General features: G+C 27.8%; 17 protein-coding genes. 16 read left to right on the top strand and 1 reads right to left on the bottom strand.

The features are described 5' to 3' along the window. Positions 1-7 precede the first annotated feature (7 nt). The 7 genes from sigF (at position 8) to holA (ending at position 8,606) form a co-directional block, all read left to right on the top strand. Complete coding sequence (gene sigF, locus NG901_RS04815) at positions 8-763, top strand: RNA polymerase sporulation sigma factor SigF (RefSeq protein WP_252212615.1); 756 nt, start codon at positions 8-10, stop codon at positions 761-763. Positions 764-1,064: 301 nt separating this feature from the next. Next, on the top strand, positions 1,065-1,523 hold the full coding sequence (gene spoVAC, locus NG901_RS04810) for a stage V sporulation protein AC (protein WP_286673994.1): 459 nt from the start codon (positions 1,065-1,067) through the stop codon (positions 1,521-1,523). A 289-nt stretch (positions 1,524-1,812) separates the two neighbouring features. After that, complete coding sequence (spoVAD, locus tag NG901_RS04805) at positions 1,813-2,832, top strand: stage V sporulation protein AD (RefSeq protein ID WP_252212614.1); 1,020 nt, start codon at positions 1,813-1,815, stop codon at positions 2,830-2,832. A gap of 23 nt (positions 2,833-2,855) precedes the next feature. Beyond that, entirely contained in the window at positions 2,856-3,212 is a 357-nt protein-coding gene (gene spoVAE / locus NG901_RS04800; RefSeq protein ID WP_252212613.1) for a stage V sporulation protein AE, read from the top strand. Between the two features lie 113 nt (positions 3,213-3,325). Then, the gene (locus NG901_RS04795; protein ID WP_252212612.1) at positions 3,326-5,842 is read left to right on the top strand and encodes a P-type ATPase actuator domain-containing protein; all 2,517 of its coding nucleotides are present in this window, start codon (positions 3,326-3,328) and stop codon (positions 5,840-5,842) included. A gap of 5 nt (positions 5,843-5,847) precedes the next feature. Then, positions 5,848-7,542 (top strand): ComEC/Rec2 family competence protein, encoded by a 1,695-nt coding sequence (locus NG901_RS04790; RefSeq protein ID WP_252212611.1) that lies wholly within the window; start codon positions 5,848-5,850, stop codon positions 7,540-7,542. Positions 7,543-7,571: 29 nt separating this feature from the next. Next, complete coding sequence (gene holA / locus NG901_RS04785) at positions 7,572-8,606, top strand: DNA polymerase III subunit delta (RefSeq protein ID WP_252212610.1); 1,035 nt, start codon at positions 7,572-7,574, stop codon at positions 8,604-8,606. Positions 8,607-8,645: 39 nt separating this feature from the next. On the opposite strand, the gene rpsT is transcribed toward holA, so the two are convergent. Further along, positions 8,646-8,909 (bottom strand): 30S ribosomal protein S20, encoded by a 264-nt coding sequence (gene rpsT / locus NG901_RS04780; RefSeq protein ID WP_252212609.1) that lies wholly within the window; start codon positions 8,907-8,909, stop codon positions 8,646-8,648. A 320-nt stretch (positions 8,910-9,229) separates the two neighbouring features. Between rpsT and gpr the strand changes: the two genes are divergently transcribed. The 9 genes from gpr (at position 9,230) to dnaJ (ending at position 20,162) form a co-directional block, all read left to right on the top strand. Beyond that, positions 9,230-10,201, top strand: a complete 972-nt coding sequence (gene gpr / locus NG901_RS04775; RefSeq protein ID WP_252212608.1) for a GPR endopeptidase — start codon at positions 9,230-9,232, stop codon at positions 10,199-10,201. Between the two features lie 109 nt (positions 10,202-10,310). Then, the gene (locus tag NG901_RS04770; protein WP_252212607.1) at positions 10,311-11,378 is read left to right on the top strand and encodes a stage II sporulation protein P; all 1,068 of its coding nucleotides are present in this window, start codon (positions 10,311-10,313) and stop codon (positions 11,376-11,378) included. Between the two features lie 70 nt (positions 11,379-11,448). Further along, positions 11,449-11,829 (top strand): sporulation-related protein NgaS, encoded by a 381-nt coding sequence (locus tag NG901_RS04765; protein ID WP_252212606.1) that lies wholly within the window; start codon positions 11,449-11,451, stop codon positions 11,827-11,829. A gap of 143 nt (positions 11,830-11,972) precedes the next feature. Then, positions 11,973-13,775: a translation elongation factor 4 gene (lepA, locus tag NG901_RS04760; RefSeq protein ID WP_252212605.1), complete on the top strand. Its 1,803-nt coding sequence runs from the start codon at positions 11,973-11,975 to the stop codon at positions 13,773-13,775. Positions 13,776-13,996: 221 nt separating this feature from the next. Further along, complete coding sequence (hemW, locus tag NG901_RS04755) at positions 13,997-15,136, top strand: radical SAM family heme chaperone HemW (RefSeq protein ID WP_252212604.1); 1,140 nt, start codon at positions 13,997-13,999, stop codon at positions 15,134-15,136. A gap of 184 nt (positions 15,137-15,320) precedes the next feature. Next, positions 15,321-16,352 (top strand): heat-inducible transcriptional repressor HrcA, encoded by a 1,032-nt coding sequence (gene hrcA / locus NG901_RS04750; RefSeq protein WP_252212603.1) that lies wholly within the window; start codon positions 15,321-15,323, stop codon positions 16,350-16,352. Positions 16,353-16,390: 38 nt separating this feature from the next. Continuing rightward, positions 16,391-17,011, top strand: coding sequence for a nucleotide exchange factor GrpE (grpE, locus tag NG901_RS04745; protein WP_252212602.1), 621 nt, complete (start codon positions 16,391-16,393; stop codon positions 17,009-17,011). Between the two features lie 78 nt (positions 17,012-17,089). Beyond that, positions 17,090-18,940: a molecular chaperone DnaK gene (dnaK, locus tag NG901_RS04740; protein ID WP_252212601.1), complete on the top strand. Its 1,851-nt coding sequence runs from the start codon at positions 17,090-17,092 to the stop codon at positions 18,938-18,940. A gap of 103 nt (positions 18,941-19,043) precedes the next feature. Then, complete coding sequence (dnaJ, locus tag NG901_RS04735) at positions 19,044-20,162, top strand: molecular chaperone DnaJ (RefSeq protein WP_252212600.1); 1,119 nt, start codon at positions 19,044-19,046, stop codon at positions 20,160-20,162. The last annotated feature ends 104 nt before the right edge of the window (positions 20,163-20,266 follow it).

Here is a 20,266-nt window from a genome sequence, read left to right as displayed (position 1 = left end):
GAAAAATATGGGAACAGAGAATTTTAATAGAGAGGAATATAATTATAATGATAATTCACAATTATTACCTTTAGCTAAAGACGGTGATTCTGAAGCTATGAATAGATTAATAGAGATGAATTTACCACTAGTAGCTTCTATAAGTAAGAAATTTTTAAATAGAGGATATGACTATGAGGACATATTTCAAATAGGATCTATTGGACTCGTAAAGGCCATAAATAATTTTGATTTAAGTTACAATGTTAAATTTTCAACTTATGCAGTACCTATGATCATTGGAGAGATAAAAAGATTTTTAAGAGACGATGGGATGATAAAAGTCAGTCGTAATGTGAAAAGCTTAGCAAAGCGTATACACTTTACAAAAGAAGAATTAACTAAAAAATTAAATCGTAGTCCTACTATAGATGAACTTGCAGAATATTCTGGAGTAGATAAAGAAGAAATAATATTTGCTATAGAATCAGCTAACAGTCTACAATATCTTTATGATACAATTCATCAAGATGATGGAGCACCTGTATTGCTTATAGATAAGTTAAGTGAAAAAGGTGAAGATGATATTGGAATGATAAATAAAATAGCACTAAAAGAGGCGTTAAGAAGTCTAGATGAAAAAGCCAGGCAGATTATAGTATTAAGATATTTTAAAGATAAGACACAAGTCCAAGTAGCTAAATTGCTTGGTATAAGTCAAGTTCAAGTATCAAGAATTGAAAAAAAGGTACTTTTAAAAATGCGAGAGAAATTAGAGGAATAGAAATTAAAATGGTGATTTTTATAAAAAATATAAAAAAACAGATGAGACAATCATCTGTTTTTTTATTTTCTTTAGGAAATTATATCAGTAATTTTGTTTTGAAAATTGTGTGGTTTAAAATTGAAATAAATTATATTTAAGGGATCTATATACAATAGTTTTAGGCGAATGATAATAAGGAACAAATTAACATAATTAAATTTTCTAAATTTACAAATAATACTTATGTATGGATATATAAAAATAAAAAAGAAAGGAGAATGCTACAAGTTTATATTTACAAGTAGCAAAGTGATAAATATTGAAAAAAAGAAATGAAAAAATCATAAGACAAAAATATGAAAAGATGGCTAAGCAAATTGAACCAAAGCCCAAAATACTTCAGGATTGTGCGAAAGCCTTCTTTGTTGGAGGAATAATTTGTACTATAGGACAATTTATAAATAATTATATAGCAACATTAGGTTTGCCAGAAGATGAAGTAAAAACAATTGTTTCTATAGCTATGATTTTCTTTGGTGCATTATTAACAGGTGTAGGGATATATGATAAGATAGCACAATTTGGAGGTGCAGGAACAGTAGTACCAATAACAGGCTTTTCAAATGCAATTGTATCTCCAGCTATAGAATTTAAAAAAGAAGGTTTTGTTTTTGGAGTAGCATCCAAAATGTTTACAATTGCAGGTCCAGTTCTTGTATATGGTATAGGAACGTCTGTAATTATAGGTATTGTGTATTATATAATGTCTATTTTTTAAAATAAAAAGTTATTATATAGATTTATAGTTATAAAAGTTGATAAAATCTAGATTTATGAGTAAATATTAGTTGAGAATTGAGAGTGGAAAGTGTAGAGTGAAGGAGAAAATTCTATATTGGAATTTAAAAAACATATATTTTGGAAAGTCTTTATGACTTTCTACCAAAACTTTTAACTCTAATCTCTCCACTCTCAACTAAAAAAGTGTGGAACAACCACTTTGTTTTTTATATTAATTAGATATTAAGATTAATTACTATAGTTTGTTAATTGAGGTAGGTGTAAATATGAAAATAGATAGTAAGAAAATAGGATCTCAAACAGTTAAATTAACAAATCCACCTAAAATAATTTCTGCTTACTCCATAGTAGGACCTAAAGAGGGTGAAGGACCTTTAAAGGAGTATTTTGATCAAATATTAAATGATGATACTTGTGGCAAAGATAGTTTTGAAAAAGCTGAAAGTGAAATGATGTTTACAGCTATAACAGAGGCTTTGTCAAGAGCTAATTTACAGGAATGTAATATAGATTATCTTTTTGCTGGAGATTTATTAAATCAAATAATATCTTCGAGCTTTGCAGCAAGAAAATTTGATATACCTTTTTTTGGATTATATGGAGCATGTTCTACTATGACAGAATCATTAAGTTTAGCATCTATAATAATGGACTCTGGATGTGCAGATCATGTAGTAGCTGCAACGTCATCTCATTTTAGTTCAGCTGAAAGACAATTTAGATTTCCTCTAGAATATGGATGCCAAAGATGTGCTACTTGTCAATGGACTGTAACAGGTTCAGGTGCACTAGTATTGGGGCATGAAGGAAAATTCCCAGAGGTAACTTATGTAACTACTGGAAAAGTAAAAGACTATGGTCAAAAAGATCCTAATAATATGGGAGCTGCAATGGCTCCAGCGGCTGTAGATACATTAGTAAGTCATTTTAATGATACAGGAAGAAAACCAGAATTTTACGATGTTATAGCAACAGGTGATTTAGGGAGTGTAGGAAAAGAGTTAGCAGACAAATTAATATCGGAATATGGTTTTGATATAAGATCTAATCATATTGATTGTGGAGAAGCAATTTTTAATAATGAACAACAAAAAACTGCTGCAGGAGGAAGTGGATGTGGATGTTCAGCAGTTGTATTTGCAGGAGAATTTTATAAAAAATTAATGAGAAAAGAAATAAAGAATGTACTCTTAGTATCTACAGGAGCTTTAATGAGTCCAACTTCATCTCTTCAAGGAGAGAGTATACCAGGTATAGCACATGCAGTTGCAATAGAAATGAAATAAGTTTTTGAAAGGAGAATACATATATGGATTATTTAAGTGCTTTTATAACTGGTGGAATTATATGTATAATAGCACAAATATTAATGGATACAACAAAGTTAACACCAGGTAGAATATTAGTTTTATTTGTTACAATTGGGGCAATATTAGGTGCTTTTGGAATATATGATAAAATTGTTGCGATAGGAGGTGCAGGAGCTACTGTGCCTTTACCTGGATTTGGAAATTTATTAGCTAAAGCTGCAATAAAAGAAGTAAAAGAAATAGGATTACTAGGAGCCTTTACTGGAGGTATTAAAGGTGCTGCTGGAGGGATAACTGCTGCTATTTTCTTTGGTTATTTAATGGCTCTAATATTCAACCCTAAAACAAAAGAGTAGATTTTTAACTTTATTTTTAATCTACTAACATTTATACTATAATTAATAAATAATAATCCAGTTTATAGGCTGGTTTATTATTTATTTAATTATTAGTTAGGTGGGGGGATTTTTTGGACAAATATTGTAAAAGTACATGGCTTCAAGTTGTTGAAATGTTAGACAGTAATATACAAAAAGGACTTAATAGTAGTGAGTGTGTAGTAAGAAAAGAAAAGTATGGAAGTAATAAGATAGAATTACCAAGTGGGAATAGAGTATCTAAGAATATACTAAGTATATTTAAACAAGTACATATATTAATATATTTAATACTTACAATTTTATTATTTGTATTGAATTTTAATAATTATAAATTTATTATATTAGGATTTTTAATTATAAATACTGCAGCACTTATGTTTTATAACATTAGAAAAGATAAGGAAATTGGCTTTTTAGAAAAGTTGAACTTTGCTACGGCTACTGTAGTAAGAGATGGTCTACAACAAATAATAAAAGCAGAAGATATATTAATAGGCGATATAGTAATTTTTAAAAAAGATTCCTTGATTCCTGCTGATATAAGAATAATAAAAGCTAACAATATAAAAGTAGATGAAAAAAATATTACTGGGGAGACATTTTTTAAAGAGAAATTCGAAAGTAAAATAAGCGGTGGAATAAATTCACTTAGTGAAATGAACAATATACTTTTTAAAGGTTCTGTAATAAAAGAAGGCAATGGGGAAGGTATAGTAATTTCAATAGGGAATTCTACTCAACTTGGAAGACTTTTAGCAATGCTTACATATGCAAGCAATAGAAAGAACACCCTATTAAACAAAACACAAAAACAATGGGGAAAGTATCTGTTGTATAGTTTCCTAATATTAATATGCGGAATGATAAGTATTAATTTAGTAAAACAAGACATAAGTGATTTATATACTGGATTTTTTATAATTGGATGTTTACCAGTTTTTTTAATTATAGCACTAGCTGTTAAATATATTTCTGAATTATTTTTAAAACAAGATATTAATATTATAAATTTTTCTACTTTTGATTTAATAAATAATATTAATATAATGTGTTTAGATAAAATTGGAGCAATAACTCAAGAAAAAATGATAGTAAAAAAAATATTTACTAATAATGAAATATCTTTATCTGAGAATGTCGAATATTCTAAGGATATAAATATTACGAGAATATTAGATATATCGTTATTATGTAATAATTCTATTTATAATGTTGAAAATAATAATGGTTCAGGTGACTTAGCTGAGATAGCATATTTAGAATATGCGTCTAAAAAGAAAGTATATAAATCAATTTTAGATAATCAAAATCTTAGAATTATTGAAATACCTATGGATTTTGATAAAAAAATGATAACAGTTTTGAATAGAATAAAAAGATGGTATAGAGCTAATTCACGTGGTAATTTAGATTCGGTATTAGAAAGATGTACTCATATTATGGTAGATGGAGTAGAGAAAGAACTTACTGATGAAGAAAAATCTAAAATAAAAGAAATTGATATAAAATTTTCAGCAGAAGGTTTAATAACGGAAGCCTTTGCATATAGAAATTTTAGTTATCAACCATCAACGGATGAAAATATAGAAAGTAATATGGTTTTTGTGGGTATTATTGCTTTAGAAAATCCACTTAAAGAAGATATTGAAGAAAGAGTTAATAAAATAAAGGATAATGGTATAATTCCAATTCTATTTACAGAAGAAAATAAAATCAGTGCTATCACAACAGCAAAAAAAGCACGACTTATATATAAAAATGAACAAGTTGTATCAGGAATAGAATTAAATACATTAAGTTCTAAAGAATTAAAAGATTTATTAAATAAAGTAAGAGTATTTTCCAGAATAAATCCTGAAATAAAGTCTCAAATAATAGCTCTATTTAATAAAGATGGATATAAAGTATCAGCAACAGGAGAAAATTTGGGGGATTTACCAAGTTTAAATTTATCTAATGTTGGTATAGCTAAAGGAGAACCTTCTTTATTAGTTAAGAAAATATCCGATGTTTATATAAAAGAAAATTATTTAGATGGATTTTTTAAGATAAAAGATTATGCAACAAAATTAAATCATAATATTAATAGAACATTTAAAGGTATTTATACATTGGTTTTAACACAAATAATAACTTTATTATTGTCTTCAATGGTTGGAATATCGGAATCATTAGATATTTTTAATATATTATTTATAAATATAATTTTAAGTGTACCACTTGCATTAATTTTATTATTGAAAGATGGAATGGATATAAGCAGGAAAGAAGTGATAGGTAGATCAATGTTATTAAGTGCAATAACATTAATATCAACATATATATTAAAAGATAATAGTAGATATTTAATTTCATTGTTAACAATGTCTTTAGGTGGAATTGTATTTATTGCATTTAATAGCAATATAAGCCTAAGGCACTCATCAATAGAAAGAAAATTAATGATAATATCTTTAGTTTTAGCAATAGTATCATTAGGAGCAACATTTATGTTAAAACAAGTAGTTATAACAAATAACTGCATGATTATTTCAGCTATAATAGTAGTATTTTTACTTGTGTTTGAAATTTTATTTAAAAAGTGGCAAAACTCATTGATGAGGTGAGCTATTTGAACACAAAAAGAATTGAAGAAATAGCCAATCCAATAGTATATATTTTTATAACGCTAATATTGAGTTCAATTACTTTTGGATTGTTTTCTGATTTTAAGAAGCTTACAATTTTTATTGTTGGCTTTTTTTTAATATGTGTTTTTTATTATTGTGGAATTAACTTTATATTTATAATTAGCTTAATTTTTGCAATTGGATTATTTATTAATTTTTCTTATTACAATATTAATTCCAATGTAGATGCACAAGTAAGAATATTAAAGAATAATTCATATGAAACAATAGGATGTTATAATGGTAAAAAAATTATAATAGAAAATTTAAAAGATGAGTTAACTCAAGGCGATAAATTTAATGTAAAAGGAACATTAAAAGATAACGATATTAAACAAAAGGGGATAGTGGGAACTCTTTTTATAAATAATTTACAAAAAAGCGATGATGATTTTATAAGTAAACTGTATAATATTAAAAATAAAGTATATCAAATGCTAGAAGAAAATATTGGCAAAAGAAAGGCAGGACTTATTTCATCTATTGCATTTGGTTATTCAGAGTGTTTGGATGATGAAGATAAGGAGTATATGAAAAGCTTTGGAATAATACATGCAATTAGTGTTTCAGGATTACATGTTGCTATAGTATATAGTGTTCTAAAAAGATTTTTAGGAATTAAGCTAGGTTTGATATTTACTATAATATATGTTTTATTTACTGGCAGTAATTATTCAAGTATTAGAGCATTTTTAATGCTGAGCACATTGGAATTAAGTCACTTATTGAAACGAAATAATAATTCTATCTCAGCATTAAGCATATCTGGAATAGTACTCTTACTTATGAGACCTTATGCTGTTTTTGAAGTCTCATTTCATTTATCATATTTGGCAACACTAGGAATAATTTTGTATAATAAGAAACTTAATTATAAGTTTTATAAATTGCCTAAGGTGTTAAGAAATACTTTAAGTATTAGTTTATCAGCTGAAATTTTTACTTTTCCATATTTAGTTTTAGTGTTCAAAGATTTTTCTATCAATTTTATATTGGGAAATTTATTTTTAATGCCGTTTATTAATTTAATAGTTATATGTGGCAATATTTTACCAGTTACATATGTTATACCTAGCTTATTTGATTTTTGTAGTTATATTAATTTAGTTATATTGAAATGGTTTGACTGGACATTAGATAAATTAGAGTATTATTCATTACCTATAATCAATGGTAATGAATATATAGCTATATTTTATATGAGCATTTTAATAAGTTTATATTTTGTAAAAAATAATCAATATAAATTTATTTATTTACCTATTTTATTTATAGTAGCAATAACCATTGAACTATATAGTCCGTTACCTAAAATACAATATTATAATGAAGGTTCTTTTTTAATTACTTATAAAGGTGATAGAGTACTTGTAACAAATAAAAATAATATAGATATAAAAAAATTAAAAAATATGACTTTTGCTACAAAAACATATAGAGAAAATGGAATTATAAATATAGGTGATAAAGCTAAAATAAAAAAATATAAAAATAATTGTGTATTAAAGGTTGATGATAAAAATTATATTCTTAAAACTAATAATACAAAAGTTAATTCTAAGGATTATGATATAATAAATTTTAGCGATAATAATATAAATAAAATTATATTATTTAAAGGTAAAGTGCTATTTTAGATGTGAAGTATAGGAAGGCGGATTTTACTTTGATTAATTATGAAGTTTTTGAAAGAGAAATTGAAAAAGGAAATATAAAAAATTCATATATATTTTGTGGATTAGATGAAGAGCTTATAAAGGATTCTATAAACTCAATACTTAATAAGACTATAGGAAATGATAAAGATAATCTTAATTTAATAAGAATAGATGGTATGAAAACAAATTATGATGAAATTATGAATGCATGTGAAACTTTTCCAATGATGAGTGATAAAAAAGTTGTCATTGTATACAGAGCTAATTTTTTGAAAGATAAAAGTGATGAAGCATCCAATAAGACTTATAAAAGTATGTTGAAATATGCTTCTGACATGCCACCGTATACTATTTTAATAATGTATTATTTATTTAATGATAAAAGGGAAAAACCTAATAAGAATAAAAAGTTAAATTCATTAGATAAATTAATACCAGTTGTACATTGTGATAAATTAAGAAGAGACTCTTATATTAAGAAAATAAATGATTTATTTAAAATAAATAAAAAGAATATAGGGAAAATAGAACTTATATATTTTGCAGAAAAAGTGCAAAATAATTTTGACATAATAAAAAGAGAAATTGATAAATTGATTTCATATACAGATGGAAGAGAAATAACTAAAAAAGATATTGATATGTTAATATCATCATCTGGAGAAGATGATGTATTTGATTTAGTTGAATTAATAGCACAAAGAAAAATAGAGCGTGCAATGGATGTAATGAAGGAAATTTTATATAAATCAGATCAACATATGTTAATAATAAGTAATATTCAAAGACATTTTATCAAACTTTATGATATAAAAACTGGATTAAGACAAGGGAAAAAGATAAATAATTTCATGACAGAATTAAGATTACCACAGTTTGTTTGTGAAAAATTAGTTGCACAAAGTAGTAAATTTACAGAAAAACAATTAAGTGAACTTGTTAAATTGTGTGTTAATACAGAAAATAATTTAAAATCTAGTGGACTAGATAAGACTATGGAAATGGAATTGTTACTTATTAATACTTTAACAGTAAAAAGATAAGAAAATAAATAACCCACCAAAAATGGTGGGTTTATTAGATTACGCCATAGCGTTTAATTTCGCAGCTAATCTAGATTTCTTTCTTGCAGCCATGTTTTTGTGAACAACACCTTTTGAAGCAGCCACATCTAAAGACTTAGTTACTGCTACGAAAGCAGTTTTAGCTTCTTCAACATTGTTACCAGCTACAGCAGCTTCAAACTTTTTAATTACAGTTTTTAACGCTGATTTAATCATTCTATTGTTTAAAGTTTTAGTTTCAGTAACTTTAATTCTCTTTTTTGCTGATTTTATGTTTGCCATTCTTGATTCACCCCCTTAAAGTTTTATAGGGCCTAAGCAGTTTTCGGGGAAATCTGCTCAACGTTTAATTTCAACAAACCTTATTATAACATTGAAAGTTATGTAATTCAAGTATTAAATTTAAACATATAGGAAAAATAATAGTATTAAGCATTTATCTGATTGCTACCATTAACAATAATCTTATTTTGTAATATATGAGATAATCAATGGGTTGCATGTGGATAAGTTCTTCTAAGATTCAGATAGAGAAAGGCGATTTTTATAAGAAAAATCTAGCTAAAAATAAGAATAACTTGATATATGGAGGTAAGGTAACAATGGATATTAGAACAGATTTGGCAATTGAATCAAGGGAAATGTATATAAAAAAACATAATAGAGAAATTGATGGAGTTATTGCAGAAGAAGAAAAAGAGGGGGATATAAAATTTACTACAGTAAAGATAGAAAATGAAGATGGAGCTAAAAAAATGGGTAAACCTGTAGGAAATTATATAACAATGGATATTCCAGAATTTACAGTTTATGATGGTGGAATAATGGATGATGTTTCTAAGGTTTTAGGAAAAATATTAAAAAGACTTATTAATTTAGAGGAAAAGCAAACAGCACTAGTAGTTGGTCTTGGAAATTGGCAAGTAACACCAGATGCTTTAGGACCTAAAGTTGCAGAAAAAATAATGGTAACTAGACATTTGCAAGTTGTTATGCCTGAGGCTATTGATGATTCCGTAAGGCCTGTATGTGCTATAGCACCAGGTGTATTAGGTATAACAGGCATTGAAACCGGAGAAATTATAAAATCTTTAGTTGATAAAGTTAAACCTGATGTGGTAGTTTGCATAGATGCATTAGCTTCAAGACGTATAGAAAGAGTTAACAGAACAATTCAAATTTCAGATACGGGAATATCTCCAGGTGCAGGTGTTGGAAATAACCGAAAAGAAATAAGTGAAAAAACTTTAGGTGTAAAAGTAATTGCAGTAGGTGTACCAACAGTTGTTGATGCAGCTACAATTGCTAGTGACTCAATAGATTTAGTTATAGATGAATTAATAAGCAAATCTTCATCAGGAAAAGAATTTTATAATATGTTAAAAGATATTGATAAATCAGAAAAGAAACTTCTTATAAAAGAGGTTTTATCTGCTAATGTTGGTGAATTAATAGTAGCACCAAAAGAGGTAGATATGATTATTGAGGCATTATCTAAAATTATATCTAATGGTGTAAATATGGCGCTTCAACCTGATATGGAAATGGAAGATATAAATAAGTTTTTAAATTAAAAGTGGCTTAGCCACTTTTTGTTTTTATAAAATTAATAATTTTATAAATAAAGATAATAATTATGTAAATTTATTAATATAAATATAAAAGAAGCAAGGGGGGGTTAACTTGTATAAACTTACATTAGGAAGAAAAAATTTTAAACAACAGAATGCAAGAACTAAGTTTCTTTCCAGAATTAACAGTGGACTAATATTATTAATTATTATAGTGTTTATATTTTTTCTAAGGGTTGGCAGTGTATTGAAGCAATGTAATGAGAGAGGTGGATATGCATATGTTCAATTATTAAACTTAGGTATGCCAATAGTAAAAGAACAAGTTTATAATGAAGAAAGTTATGCGGAAAATAACTTATCTTTAAAAAATGTTTTATTAAAATCAGTTGGTTTGGACGGGTTAACATATGAGAATATATTAAAAAGCGAAGTTGGCTTTTTTAATAATATAGATAGAAATGATGAGTCTACATTAACATTTAATCAATTTAGCGTAAATGAAGACAGTATATTAAAATTTTCATCAAATGAAAAATCATTAAATAGTAAGATTTATGATGCATCCTTAAAAAAGGAACTAAATGTATCTAAACCTGAAATTTTAATTTATCATACACATACAACTGAAAATTATGCAGAGGCTCCTGCTGATACTACTGATGAAAATGCAAATGTAGTTGGCGTTGGAGATGTATTAGCAAAAGAATTAGAAGAGAACTATGGAATTTCAGTAATACATGATAAAACAAATCATAGCGTTTCATATAATGATAGTTATTCAAGATCAAGTGAAACGGTAGATAAGTATCTAAAAAAATATGGTGATTTTAAAATTATATTAGATTTGCATAGAGATTCTGTGCCTGACAAAGGTGCTATGACTACAAAAGTTGAAGGGACAGAAGCTGCTAAAATTATGTTTGTAAATGCTAAAAATAGTACAAGGTATGATAAAAATAAAGCGTTAACAGAACAAGTATTTAAAAAGACAGAAGAACTATTTCCAGGATTAACAAGAAAAATATTAACTTATAATAGAGGAAAAAATGCATTTAATCAAAGTAAAAGTGATGGAAGCTTACTTTTTGAAATGGGATCTAATGTAAATTCAATTGAAGAAGCAAAAGTTACAGCAAGATGCATGGCAAGGGTTATTGCTGAAATATTAAATAAATAGGGATTAATGAATAATATTAATGGAATAAGACCATTATTTAGATAAATATATCTAAAGGTGGTCTTTTAAAATGAGAGAAAAAAAACACGGGATATTTAGAAGAATGTTACCAGTAATTATGCTGATCTTAATTGTATTAGGTGGACTTATAAAGGTGAATATCATTAATACAAAATCATTATCTCCACTTGGAAATACAAAGCAAAATTACGAATTAGTTAGTGAAGAGTTTGGAGAAGACTTTTCAAATTTTATAAAAGATAATTCAACAATTAAAATTTATAAAGAACAAGATAAACAATTGTTGATCAGAATAGGTAATAAGGACTTAAGAATTAATGAAGAATCTATTTTTACACAGAAGTTAAAAAATTTATATAACAAAATTAGTATTAATTTTACTGGTTTAAAAGAAAATGCGTATAATTTTACTCATAAATCTAAAGAATAATATTTAGATAAAAGGGTTTGAAAAAGTTTTATATAGAAATATTAAATACATGTATGATATAATTTAGGCACTTGAAAAAAATAAAAGGTTTTATTTAAATACAATGGGGGTGACTAAACTGCCTTATTAAGGTAGTTATATATATGAGTGAAAGACAAAAATATATACGAAATTTTTCAATAGTAGCACATATCGATCACGGTAAGTCAACACTTGCAGATAGATTGTTAGAAACAACAGGAACATTAACTAAGAGAGAAATGGAAGAACAAATCTTAGATAATATGGAGATTGAAAGAGAAAGAGGCATAACAATAAAGTCTCAAGCAGCTAGATTAGTCTATAGGAGAGAGAATGGAGAAGAGTATATATTTAATCTTATAGATACTCCAGGACATGTGGATTTTACATATGAAGTCTCTAGAAGTCTAGCAGCATGTGAAGGTGCTTTATTAGTAGTTGATGCAACTCAAGGGATTCAAGCTCAAACTTTAGCAAATTGCTATTTAGCTTTAGATAATGACTTAGAAATTTCACCAGTTATAAATAAAATTGATTTACCTTCAGCTAGACCAGAAGAAGTAAAACAAGAAATTGAAGATGTAATAGGAATAGATGCAGGAAGTGCACCTATGATTTCAGCAAAAACAGGTTTAAATATAGAACAGGTTTTAGAAAGTATAGTTGAAACTTTACCTCCACCTGATGGAGATGAAGAAGCACCTTTAAAGGCTTTGATTTTTGATTCTTATTATGATAGTTATAAGGGTGTTGTATCTATTGTAAGAGTACTTGATGGTAAAGTAAAACCAGGTGATAAAATAAAACTTATGGCAACTAACAAAGTTTATGATGTAACTGAAGTAGGTGTGTTTATTCCAAGCGCGCTTGCAGTTCCAGAATTAAGCGCAGGAGACGTTGGTTACATAACAGCATCAATAAAGAATGTTAGAGATGCAAGAGTTGGTGATACTATAACAGAAGCTAGTAGACCAACAGGAAAGGCATTACCAGGATATAAACCAGCAATACCTATGGTTTATTCAGGAATATATCCAGTAGATGGAGCAAAGTACGATGAATTAAAAGAAGCATTAGAAAAATTACAAATAAATGATGCAGCATTAAACTTTGAACCTGAAACATCTATCGCATTAGGTTTTGGTTTCAGATGTGGATTCCTAGGATTATTGCATATGGAAATAATTCAAGAAAGAGTTGAAAGAGAATTTAATTTAGATATAATTACTACAGCACCATCAGTTATATATAAGGTTACTAAGACAAATGGTGAAGTATTGGATATTACTAATCCAACTAATTTACCACCAATGACAGAAATAGATTTTATGGAAGAACCAGTGGTAAAAGCATCTATAATTACACCAACTGATTATGTTGGAGCTGTTATGGAATTATGTCAAGAACGTCGTGGAATTTATATAGACATGCAATATATAGAAGAAACAAGAGCAGTAATAACTTATGATATGCCGCTAAATGAAATAGTTTATGACTTTTTCGATACATTAAAATCTAGAACTAGAGGATACGCATCTTTAGACTATGAATTTAAAGGATACAAGACAACTAAGTTAGTTAAGCTTGATATTTTATTAAATGGAGATGTAGTTGATGCATTATCAATGATAGTTCCAGATGAAAGAGCTTATAGCAAAGGAAGAGGCATAGCTGAGAAGTTAAAAGAAATAATTCCAAGACAAATGTTTGAAGTTCCAATTCAAGCTGCAATTGGCTCAAAAATTATAGCAAGAGAAACAGTAAAAGCTATGAGAAAAGATGTATTGGCTAAATGTTATGGTGGAGATATTTCAAGAAAGAAGAAATTACTTGAAAAGCAAAAAGAAGGTAAGAAGAGAATGAGACAGGTTGGTTCTGTTGAAGTACCACAAGAAGCATTTATGGCAGTATTAAAAGTAGATTAAAAAATCAGGCTCTGTTTTAAATGTGTGTTGATATATGCATATATCAACACCCTGCTAAAACAGAGCCAAAAATTAACATAAGAAAAAAGCTGACAAATACGTCAGCTTTTTTTGTCTAAAGGCTATGTTTTAAATATTTGTTGATATATGCATATAGCAACATTCTGTTAAAATATAGCCTATCTAAAAGTATTAAAAAGTGTTAATTAGGAGGAGAAAAGATGAAAGAACTATTTTTAAAAGAAATATCTTTATATATACATATTCCGTTTTGTAAGCAAAAATGCTTATATTGTGATTTTCCCTCATATTCAGGAAAAGAAAAATTTATTAGTGAGTATGTAAATGCACTTAATAAGGAGATTAGAACTAAATCTAGCAATTATAAAATTAAAAGTATATTTATTGGAGGTGGTACACCCTCTTATTTAAATGAAATAGAATTAGAGAAGCTTTTAAAATGCATTAATACTTTAAGATTAGAAGAAAATTTAGAATTTACTATGGAATGTAATCCAGGTAGTTTAAGTGAAGATAAGCTAAAAATTATGAAAAAATATAATGTAAATAGAATAAGTATGGGACTTCAATCTACAAAATCATCTCTTTTAAAAGAAATCGGGAGAATTCATACTCTTGAAGAATTTGAAAATAATTATTTATTGGCAAGAAAAGTAGGATTTACAAATATAAATATAGACTTAATGTTTGGATTGCCAAATCAAAGTGTAGAAGATTGGAGAAGAACATTAGAGAAAATAATAGAATTTAATCCAGAACACATATCTGCATATAGTCTAATAATTGAAGAGGGAACTTGTTTTTATAATTTATATAATAAAGATAAATTAAATTTACCATCTGAAGAAGAAGAAAGAGAAATGTATTTGCTCACAAAAGAATTTTTGAAAGATAATGGATATAATCAATATGAGATTTCTAATTTTGCAAAAGATGAAAAAGAATGTTACCATAATACAGTTTATTGGAAATTAAATGAATATTTAGGACTAGGAGCTTCAGCAAGTTCTTATATTGATGGGAAAAGAATAAAAAACATAGATGATATAGAACTTTATATTAAAAATATAAATAATAATAAAAATGTTGAAAATGAAATCTATAAAAATAATATAAATGATAACATGGAAGAATTCATGTTTATGGGGCTTAGAATGATTAGCGGAATAGAAGAAAGCGAATTTAAAGAGAGGTTTAAAAAAGATATAGACGAGGTATATGGAACCATAATTGATAAAAATATTAAACAAGAATTATTAGTTCGTAATGGGGGTAGAATATATTTGACATCTCGTGGAATAGAAGTATCAAATAGTGTTATGAGTGATTTTATAATATAACTTTTATAGTAAATTAGAGTAAAAATGAGAAAAATGGAGAAAAGTCAATAAAAAATCAAATAAAAGAAGTGAAGATCTTTATATTAAATATAAATAGAATTGACAAAAAACATGATAAATACTATATTAAAAACATAGTCATTAGCACTCGAACATAGTGAGTGCTAACAAAAGAGGTGAGATTATGACTATTGATGATAGAAAAATAAAAATACTTCAAGCTATTATCAATGATTATATTCATACTGGAGATCCAGTTGGCTCTAGAACTATTGCTAAAAAGTATAACTTAGGGGTAGGGTCTGCAACCATTAGAAATGAGATGGCAGATCTTGAAGATATGGGTTATTTAGAACAACCTCATGCTTCGTCAGGAAGAGTTCCATCTAGTAAGGGATATAGATTATATGTTGATAATTTGATGGAAAATCAATTGCTAACACCTGAAGAAAATTTGAGAATAAAGCAATATATTATAGATACGGCTATGTTAGAAGTAGATAAAATAGTTAGACAAACAAGTTCTTTATTATCAGAACTTACTAATTTAACTTGTGTAGTTCAAACTCCATCAGTAAATAAAAGTTTTATTAAATCACTTCAGTTGATGAAAGTAGATAGTACTACATTAGTATCAGTAATAATAACAGATGCTGGAGTAATGAAAAATCATATAATAAGAGTTAATTCAACGCCGACAATTGAGGAATTGAATAAGATAAATGCAGTTATTAATAGGAGACTGGTAAATCTTTGTATAGAACAAATAAATTTACAAGTTATCAATCAATTAAAAGAAGATTTACAAGGATACGATGAATTATTTAATGCTTTGTTAACTCCATTATATGAAACTCTAAAAAATGCAGCAGATTCACCTGATTTAATTATGGAGGGCACTACTAATATATTTAACTATCCAGAATACAACGATATTGAAAAAGCTAAGGAAATGTTATCTCTTCTTAATGATAAAGAGTCATTAAGAGATTTACTTAAAACAAATGAAGATATAACTATTAGAATAGGTGAAGAAAATTATAAGCCACAAGCTAAAGAATGTAGCATAATAGCTGCAGAATATTCTTTTGGAAATAGACCCATTGGAACCATTGGATTAATAGGTCCTAGAAGAATAGATTATTCTAAAGTAATAGCAATAATGGCTGAAATTGTAAAAGAATTAAACAATATGTTAAATAATCAGAATAAATAATTTTTATAATCAATAAGAGAAGAGGTGTAATTTCAGAAATGGAATATAATGGTGAAACTTTAAAAAATGAAGAAGTAGAAGAGATAATTGAAGATGTTATCGAAGAAAATGAAAAAAAAGAAGATAACATTGAAAATAATGATAAGGAAAATCTAAATGATGAAGCTTCTGAAGAATCTTTAAATGAAGAAGAGGATGAACTTAGCATGATGAAAAAGTATAAAGAAGAAAATGAAAAATTAAAGCAGGAAATGGAATCTTTAAATGATAGAGTATTAAGAATTACTGCTGAATATGACAACTACAGAAAAAGAACAACTAAAGAAAAACAAGGAATATACTCAGATGCATGTGTAGATGTATTAAAAGAATTAGTTCCTGTTTTAGATAATCTTGAAAGAGCAGTTGCTGCAGAAGGAAGTCTTGAAGACCTAAAAAAAGGTGTAGAGATGACAATAAAATCTTGCCAAGGTTCTTTTGAAAAACTAGGAGTTGAAGAAATAGATGCATCAGCAGATTTTGATCCAAATCTTCATCAAGCAGTAATGCATATAGAAGATGAGAATATGGGAAAAAATCAAATTGCAGAAGTTTTCTTAAAAGGATATAAAAAAGAAGATAAAGTAATTAGATATACAGTTGTTAAAGTAGCTAACTAATTAACTAGCCTATGAAAAGAGGCTAATATTTAAATAAAATATACAAATAAATTAAACCAAATTTAGGAGGAATATATTATGGGAAAAATAATAGGAATTGACTTAGGTACAACTAATTCATGTGTTGCAGTTATGGAAGGTGGAGAACCTGTTGTTATAACAAATTCAGAAGGAGCAAGAACTACTCCATCAGTAGTATCTTTCCAAGCTGGCGGAGAAAGACTAGTAGGTCAAGTAGCTAAAAGACAAGCGATAACAAATCCAGACAAAACTATTATCTCAATAAAGAGACATATGGGAACTTCTTATAAAGTTGATATAGATGGTAAGAACTATTCACCACAAGAAATTTCAGCTATGGTACTTCAAAAAATAAAAGCTGATGCTGAAAGCTATTTAGGTGAAAGTGTAACTCAAGCGGTTATTACAGTACCAGCTTACTTTAATGATAGTGAAAGACAAGCAACAAAAGATGCAGGTAAAATTGCTGGTTTAGAAGTATTAAGAATAATCAATGAACCAACAGCAGCAGCTTTAGCTTATGGATTAGATAAAATGGATTCAAATCATAAAATATTAGTTTATGATTTAGGTGGTGGTACTTTTGATGTATCTATCTTAGAATTAGGAGATGGAGTATTTGAAGTATTATCTACTAATGGTGATACAAAACTTGGTGGAGATGACTTCGACCAAAAAGTTATGGATTATATAGCAGAAACATTTAAGGCAGAAAATGGAATTGATTTAAGACAAGATAAAATGGCTCTTCAAAGATTAAAAGAAGCAGCAGAAAAAGCAAAGATTGAATTATCTTCATCAATGCAAACAAATATCAATTTACCATTTATAACAGCTGATGCAACAGGTCCAAAACATATAGACCTAAACTTAACAAGAGCTAAATTCAATGAAATTACTAATGACTTAGTTCAAAGAAGTATTGAACCTATGAAAAAAGCATTAAGTGATGCTGCAATTTCTATAGATGAAATTGAAAAAATAATCTTAGTTGGTGGATCAACAAGAATACCTGCTGTTGTAGAAGCAGTTAAAAACTTTACAGGAAAAGATCCATCAAAGGGAGTTAATCCGGATGAATGTGTAGCAGTAGGAGCTGCAGTTCAAGCAGGAGTATTAACAGGAGAAGTTAAAGATGTATTATTATTAGATGTTACACCATTAACTTTAGGAATAGAAACAGCTGGTGGAATAGCAACTCCATTAATTGAAAGAAATACAACTATTCCAACTAAAAAGAGTCAAATATTCTCAACTGCAGCAGATAGTCAAACATCAGTTGAAATAAATGTAGTTCAAGGTGAAAGACAAATGGCTATGGATAATAAATCATTAGGAAGATTTACTTTATCAGGAATAGCTCCAGCACCAAGAGGAATTCCTCAAATTGAAGTTACTTTTGATATTGATGCTAATGGTATTGTTAAAGTATCAGCATTAGATAAAGGAACAGGAAAAGAAGCTAATATAACTATTACTGCATCTACTAACTTAAATGATGAAGAAATAGATAAAGCTGTAAAAGAAGCAGAAAAATTTGCAGAAGAAGATAAGAAGAGAAAAGAAAAGGTAGAAACTTTAAATAATGCAGATCAATTAATCTATCAAACAGAAAAAGCCTTAACTGAACTTGGAGATAAAGTATCAGCAGAAGACAAAGCTAAAGTTACTGAAAAATTAGAAGCTCTTAAAGCTATAAAAGATGGAGAAGATTTAGAAGCTATAAAGAAAGCTACAGAAGAATTAACTCAAGAATTCTATGCTGTATCTTCTAAAGTTTATGCAGCAGCAGGTGGAGATCCATCTCAAGCTGGTGGATTTGATCCAAATGCAGCAGGTGGAGCAGAGCAAGCACCACATGATGACAATGTTGTAGATGCTGATTTTAAAGTAGATGATGATAAATAATTTTACTATATTCTAGTTATCTAATATAATAATTCAGAGGGAAGGCAATGCTCGTCTTCCCTCTTTAAGGTAGAAAACAAAACTAGGTGGTGAACATTAATAAATGGCAAACAAAGATTATTATGAAGTTCTTGGACTTCAAAAAGGTGCAAGTGATGATGAAATAAAAAAGGCTTTTAGAAAATTAGCTATTAAGTATCATCCCGATAAGAATAAGGGAAATGCAGAAGCAGAAGAAAAATTTAAAGAGATAAATGAAGCGTACCAAGTGCTTTCTGATCCTGAAAAAAAATCTAATTATGATCAGTTTGGAACAGCTGATTTTAATGGCGGTGGATTTGGATCAGGCGGCTTTGGTGGCTTTGATATGGGCGGCTTTGGAGATATTTTTGATATGTTTACTGGCGGTTCAAGTACACGTAGAAGAAATGGACCAGTTAGAGGAAATGACATTGAATATACATTAACATTAACTTTTGAAGAAGCTGTTTTTGGAGTTGAAAAGGAAATTACAGTTAATAGAAGCGAAAGTTGTGAACACTGTAATGGTTCAGGTGCTGAACCTGGAACTTCTAAGAAGACTTGTCCAACTTGTGGCGGCTCAGGTCAAGTAAGAGTACAAAGACAAACTCCACTTGGAAGTTTTGTATCAACATCAACTTGTGATAGATGTAGTGGTACAGGAAATATAATTGAAAAACCTTGTACACATTGTAGAGGAAATGGAAATGTTAGAAAGACAAGAAAGATAAACGTAAATATTCCTGCGGGAGTTGATACTGGAAATGTTATGCCTCTTAGAGGACAAGGTGAACATGGCTTAAGAGGGGGAAGTCCTGGAGATTTATACATTAGAATAAATGTAGCTCAATCAAAGGAATTCACAAGAAAAGGAAATGATATTTATATAGATACTCACATATCAATGGCTAAAGCAGCTCTTGGTACAGAGATTACAGTTAAAACAGTAGAAGGAAATGTGAAATATACTATTCCTGAAGGAACACAATCAGGAACACTATTTAGATTAAAAGGAAAAGGTGTTGCTAGAGTTAATTCTACTGGAAAAGGTGATCAATATGTAAGAGTTATTGTTGATATACCAAAAGGATTAAATCAAAAGCAAAAAGAAGCGTTATATACGTTTATGGAAGCTTGCGGTGAAGAAATGAATGAAAATACTCATAATTCTAAGAAAACATTTTTCGGAAGAAAAAAATAATTTTTAAATAAAAAATCGTTTCAAATTTTAATATAATTTGAAACGATTTTTTTGCATAATAAAGTGAAATATATATAAAGATAATACTGTAATATAAGCACCAT

Origin of the sequence: Clostridium sp. CMCC3677 (genome assembly GCF_023845585.1) — a bacterium.
GTDB classification, from domain to species: domain Bacteria; phylum Bacillota; class Clostridia; order Clostridiales; family Clostridiaceae; genus Clostridium; species Clostridium aquiflavi.
This window is presented reverse-complemented; position numbering and strand designations above follow the sequence as displayed.

What these genes read in the sequence shown, in the direction of transcription:
- sigF (WP_252212615.1), top strand. Translation starts at nt 8, where the DNA reads ATGGGAACAGAGAATTTTAATAGAGAGGAATATAATTATAATGATAAT.
- spoVAD (WP_252212614.1), top strand. Translation starts at nt 1,813, where the DNA reads ATGAAAATAGATAGTAAGAAAATAGGATCTCAAACAGTTAAATTAACA.
- spoVAE (WP_252212613.1), top strand. Translation starts at nt 2,856, where the DNA reads ATGGATTATTTAAGTGCTTTTATAACTGGTGGAATTATATGTATAATA.
- rpsT (WP_252212609.1), bottom strand. Translation starts at nt 8,909, where the DNA reads ATGGCAAACATAAAATCAGCAAAAAAGAGAATTAAAGTTACTGAAACT.
- gpr (WP_252212608.1), top strand. Translation starts at nt 9,230, where the DNA reads ATGGATATTAGAACAGATTTGGCAATTGAATCAAGGGAAATGTATATA.
- NG901_RS04765 (WP_252212606.1), top strand. Translation starts at nt 11,449, where the DNA reads ATGAGAGAAAAAAAACACGGGATATTTAGAAGAATGTTACCAGTAATT.
- lepA (WP_252212605.1), top strand. Translation starts at nt 11,973, where the DNA reads ATGAGTGAAAGACAAAAATATATACGAAATTTTTCAATAGTAGCACAT.
- hemW (WP_252212604.1), top strand. Translation starts at nt 13,997, where the DNA reads ATGAAAGAACTATTTTTAAAAGAAATATCTTTATATATACATATTCCG.
- hrcA (WP_252212603.1), top strand. Translation starts at nt 15,321, where the DNA reads ATGACTATTGATGATAGAAAAATAAAAATACTTCAAGCTATTATCAAT.
- grpE (WP_252212602.1), top strand. Translation starts at nt 16,391, where the DNA reads ATGGAATATAATGGTGAAACTTTAAAAAATGAAGAAGTAGAAGAGATA.
- dnaK (WP_252212601.1), top strand. Translation starts at nt 17,090, where the DNA reads ATGGGAAAAATAATAGGAATTGACTTAGGTACAACTAATTCATGTGTT.
- dnaJ (WP_252212600.1), top strand. Translation starts at nt 19,044, where the DNA reads ATGGCAAACAAAGATTATTATGAAGTTCTTGGACTTCAAAAAGGTGCA.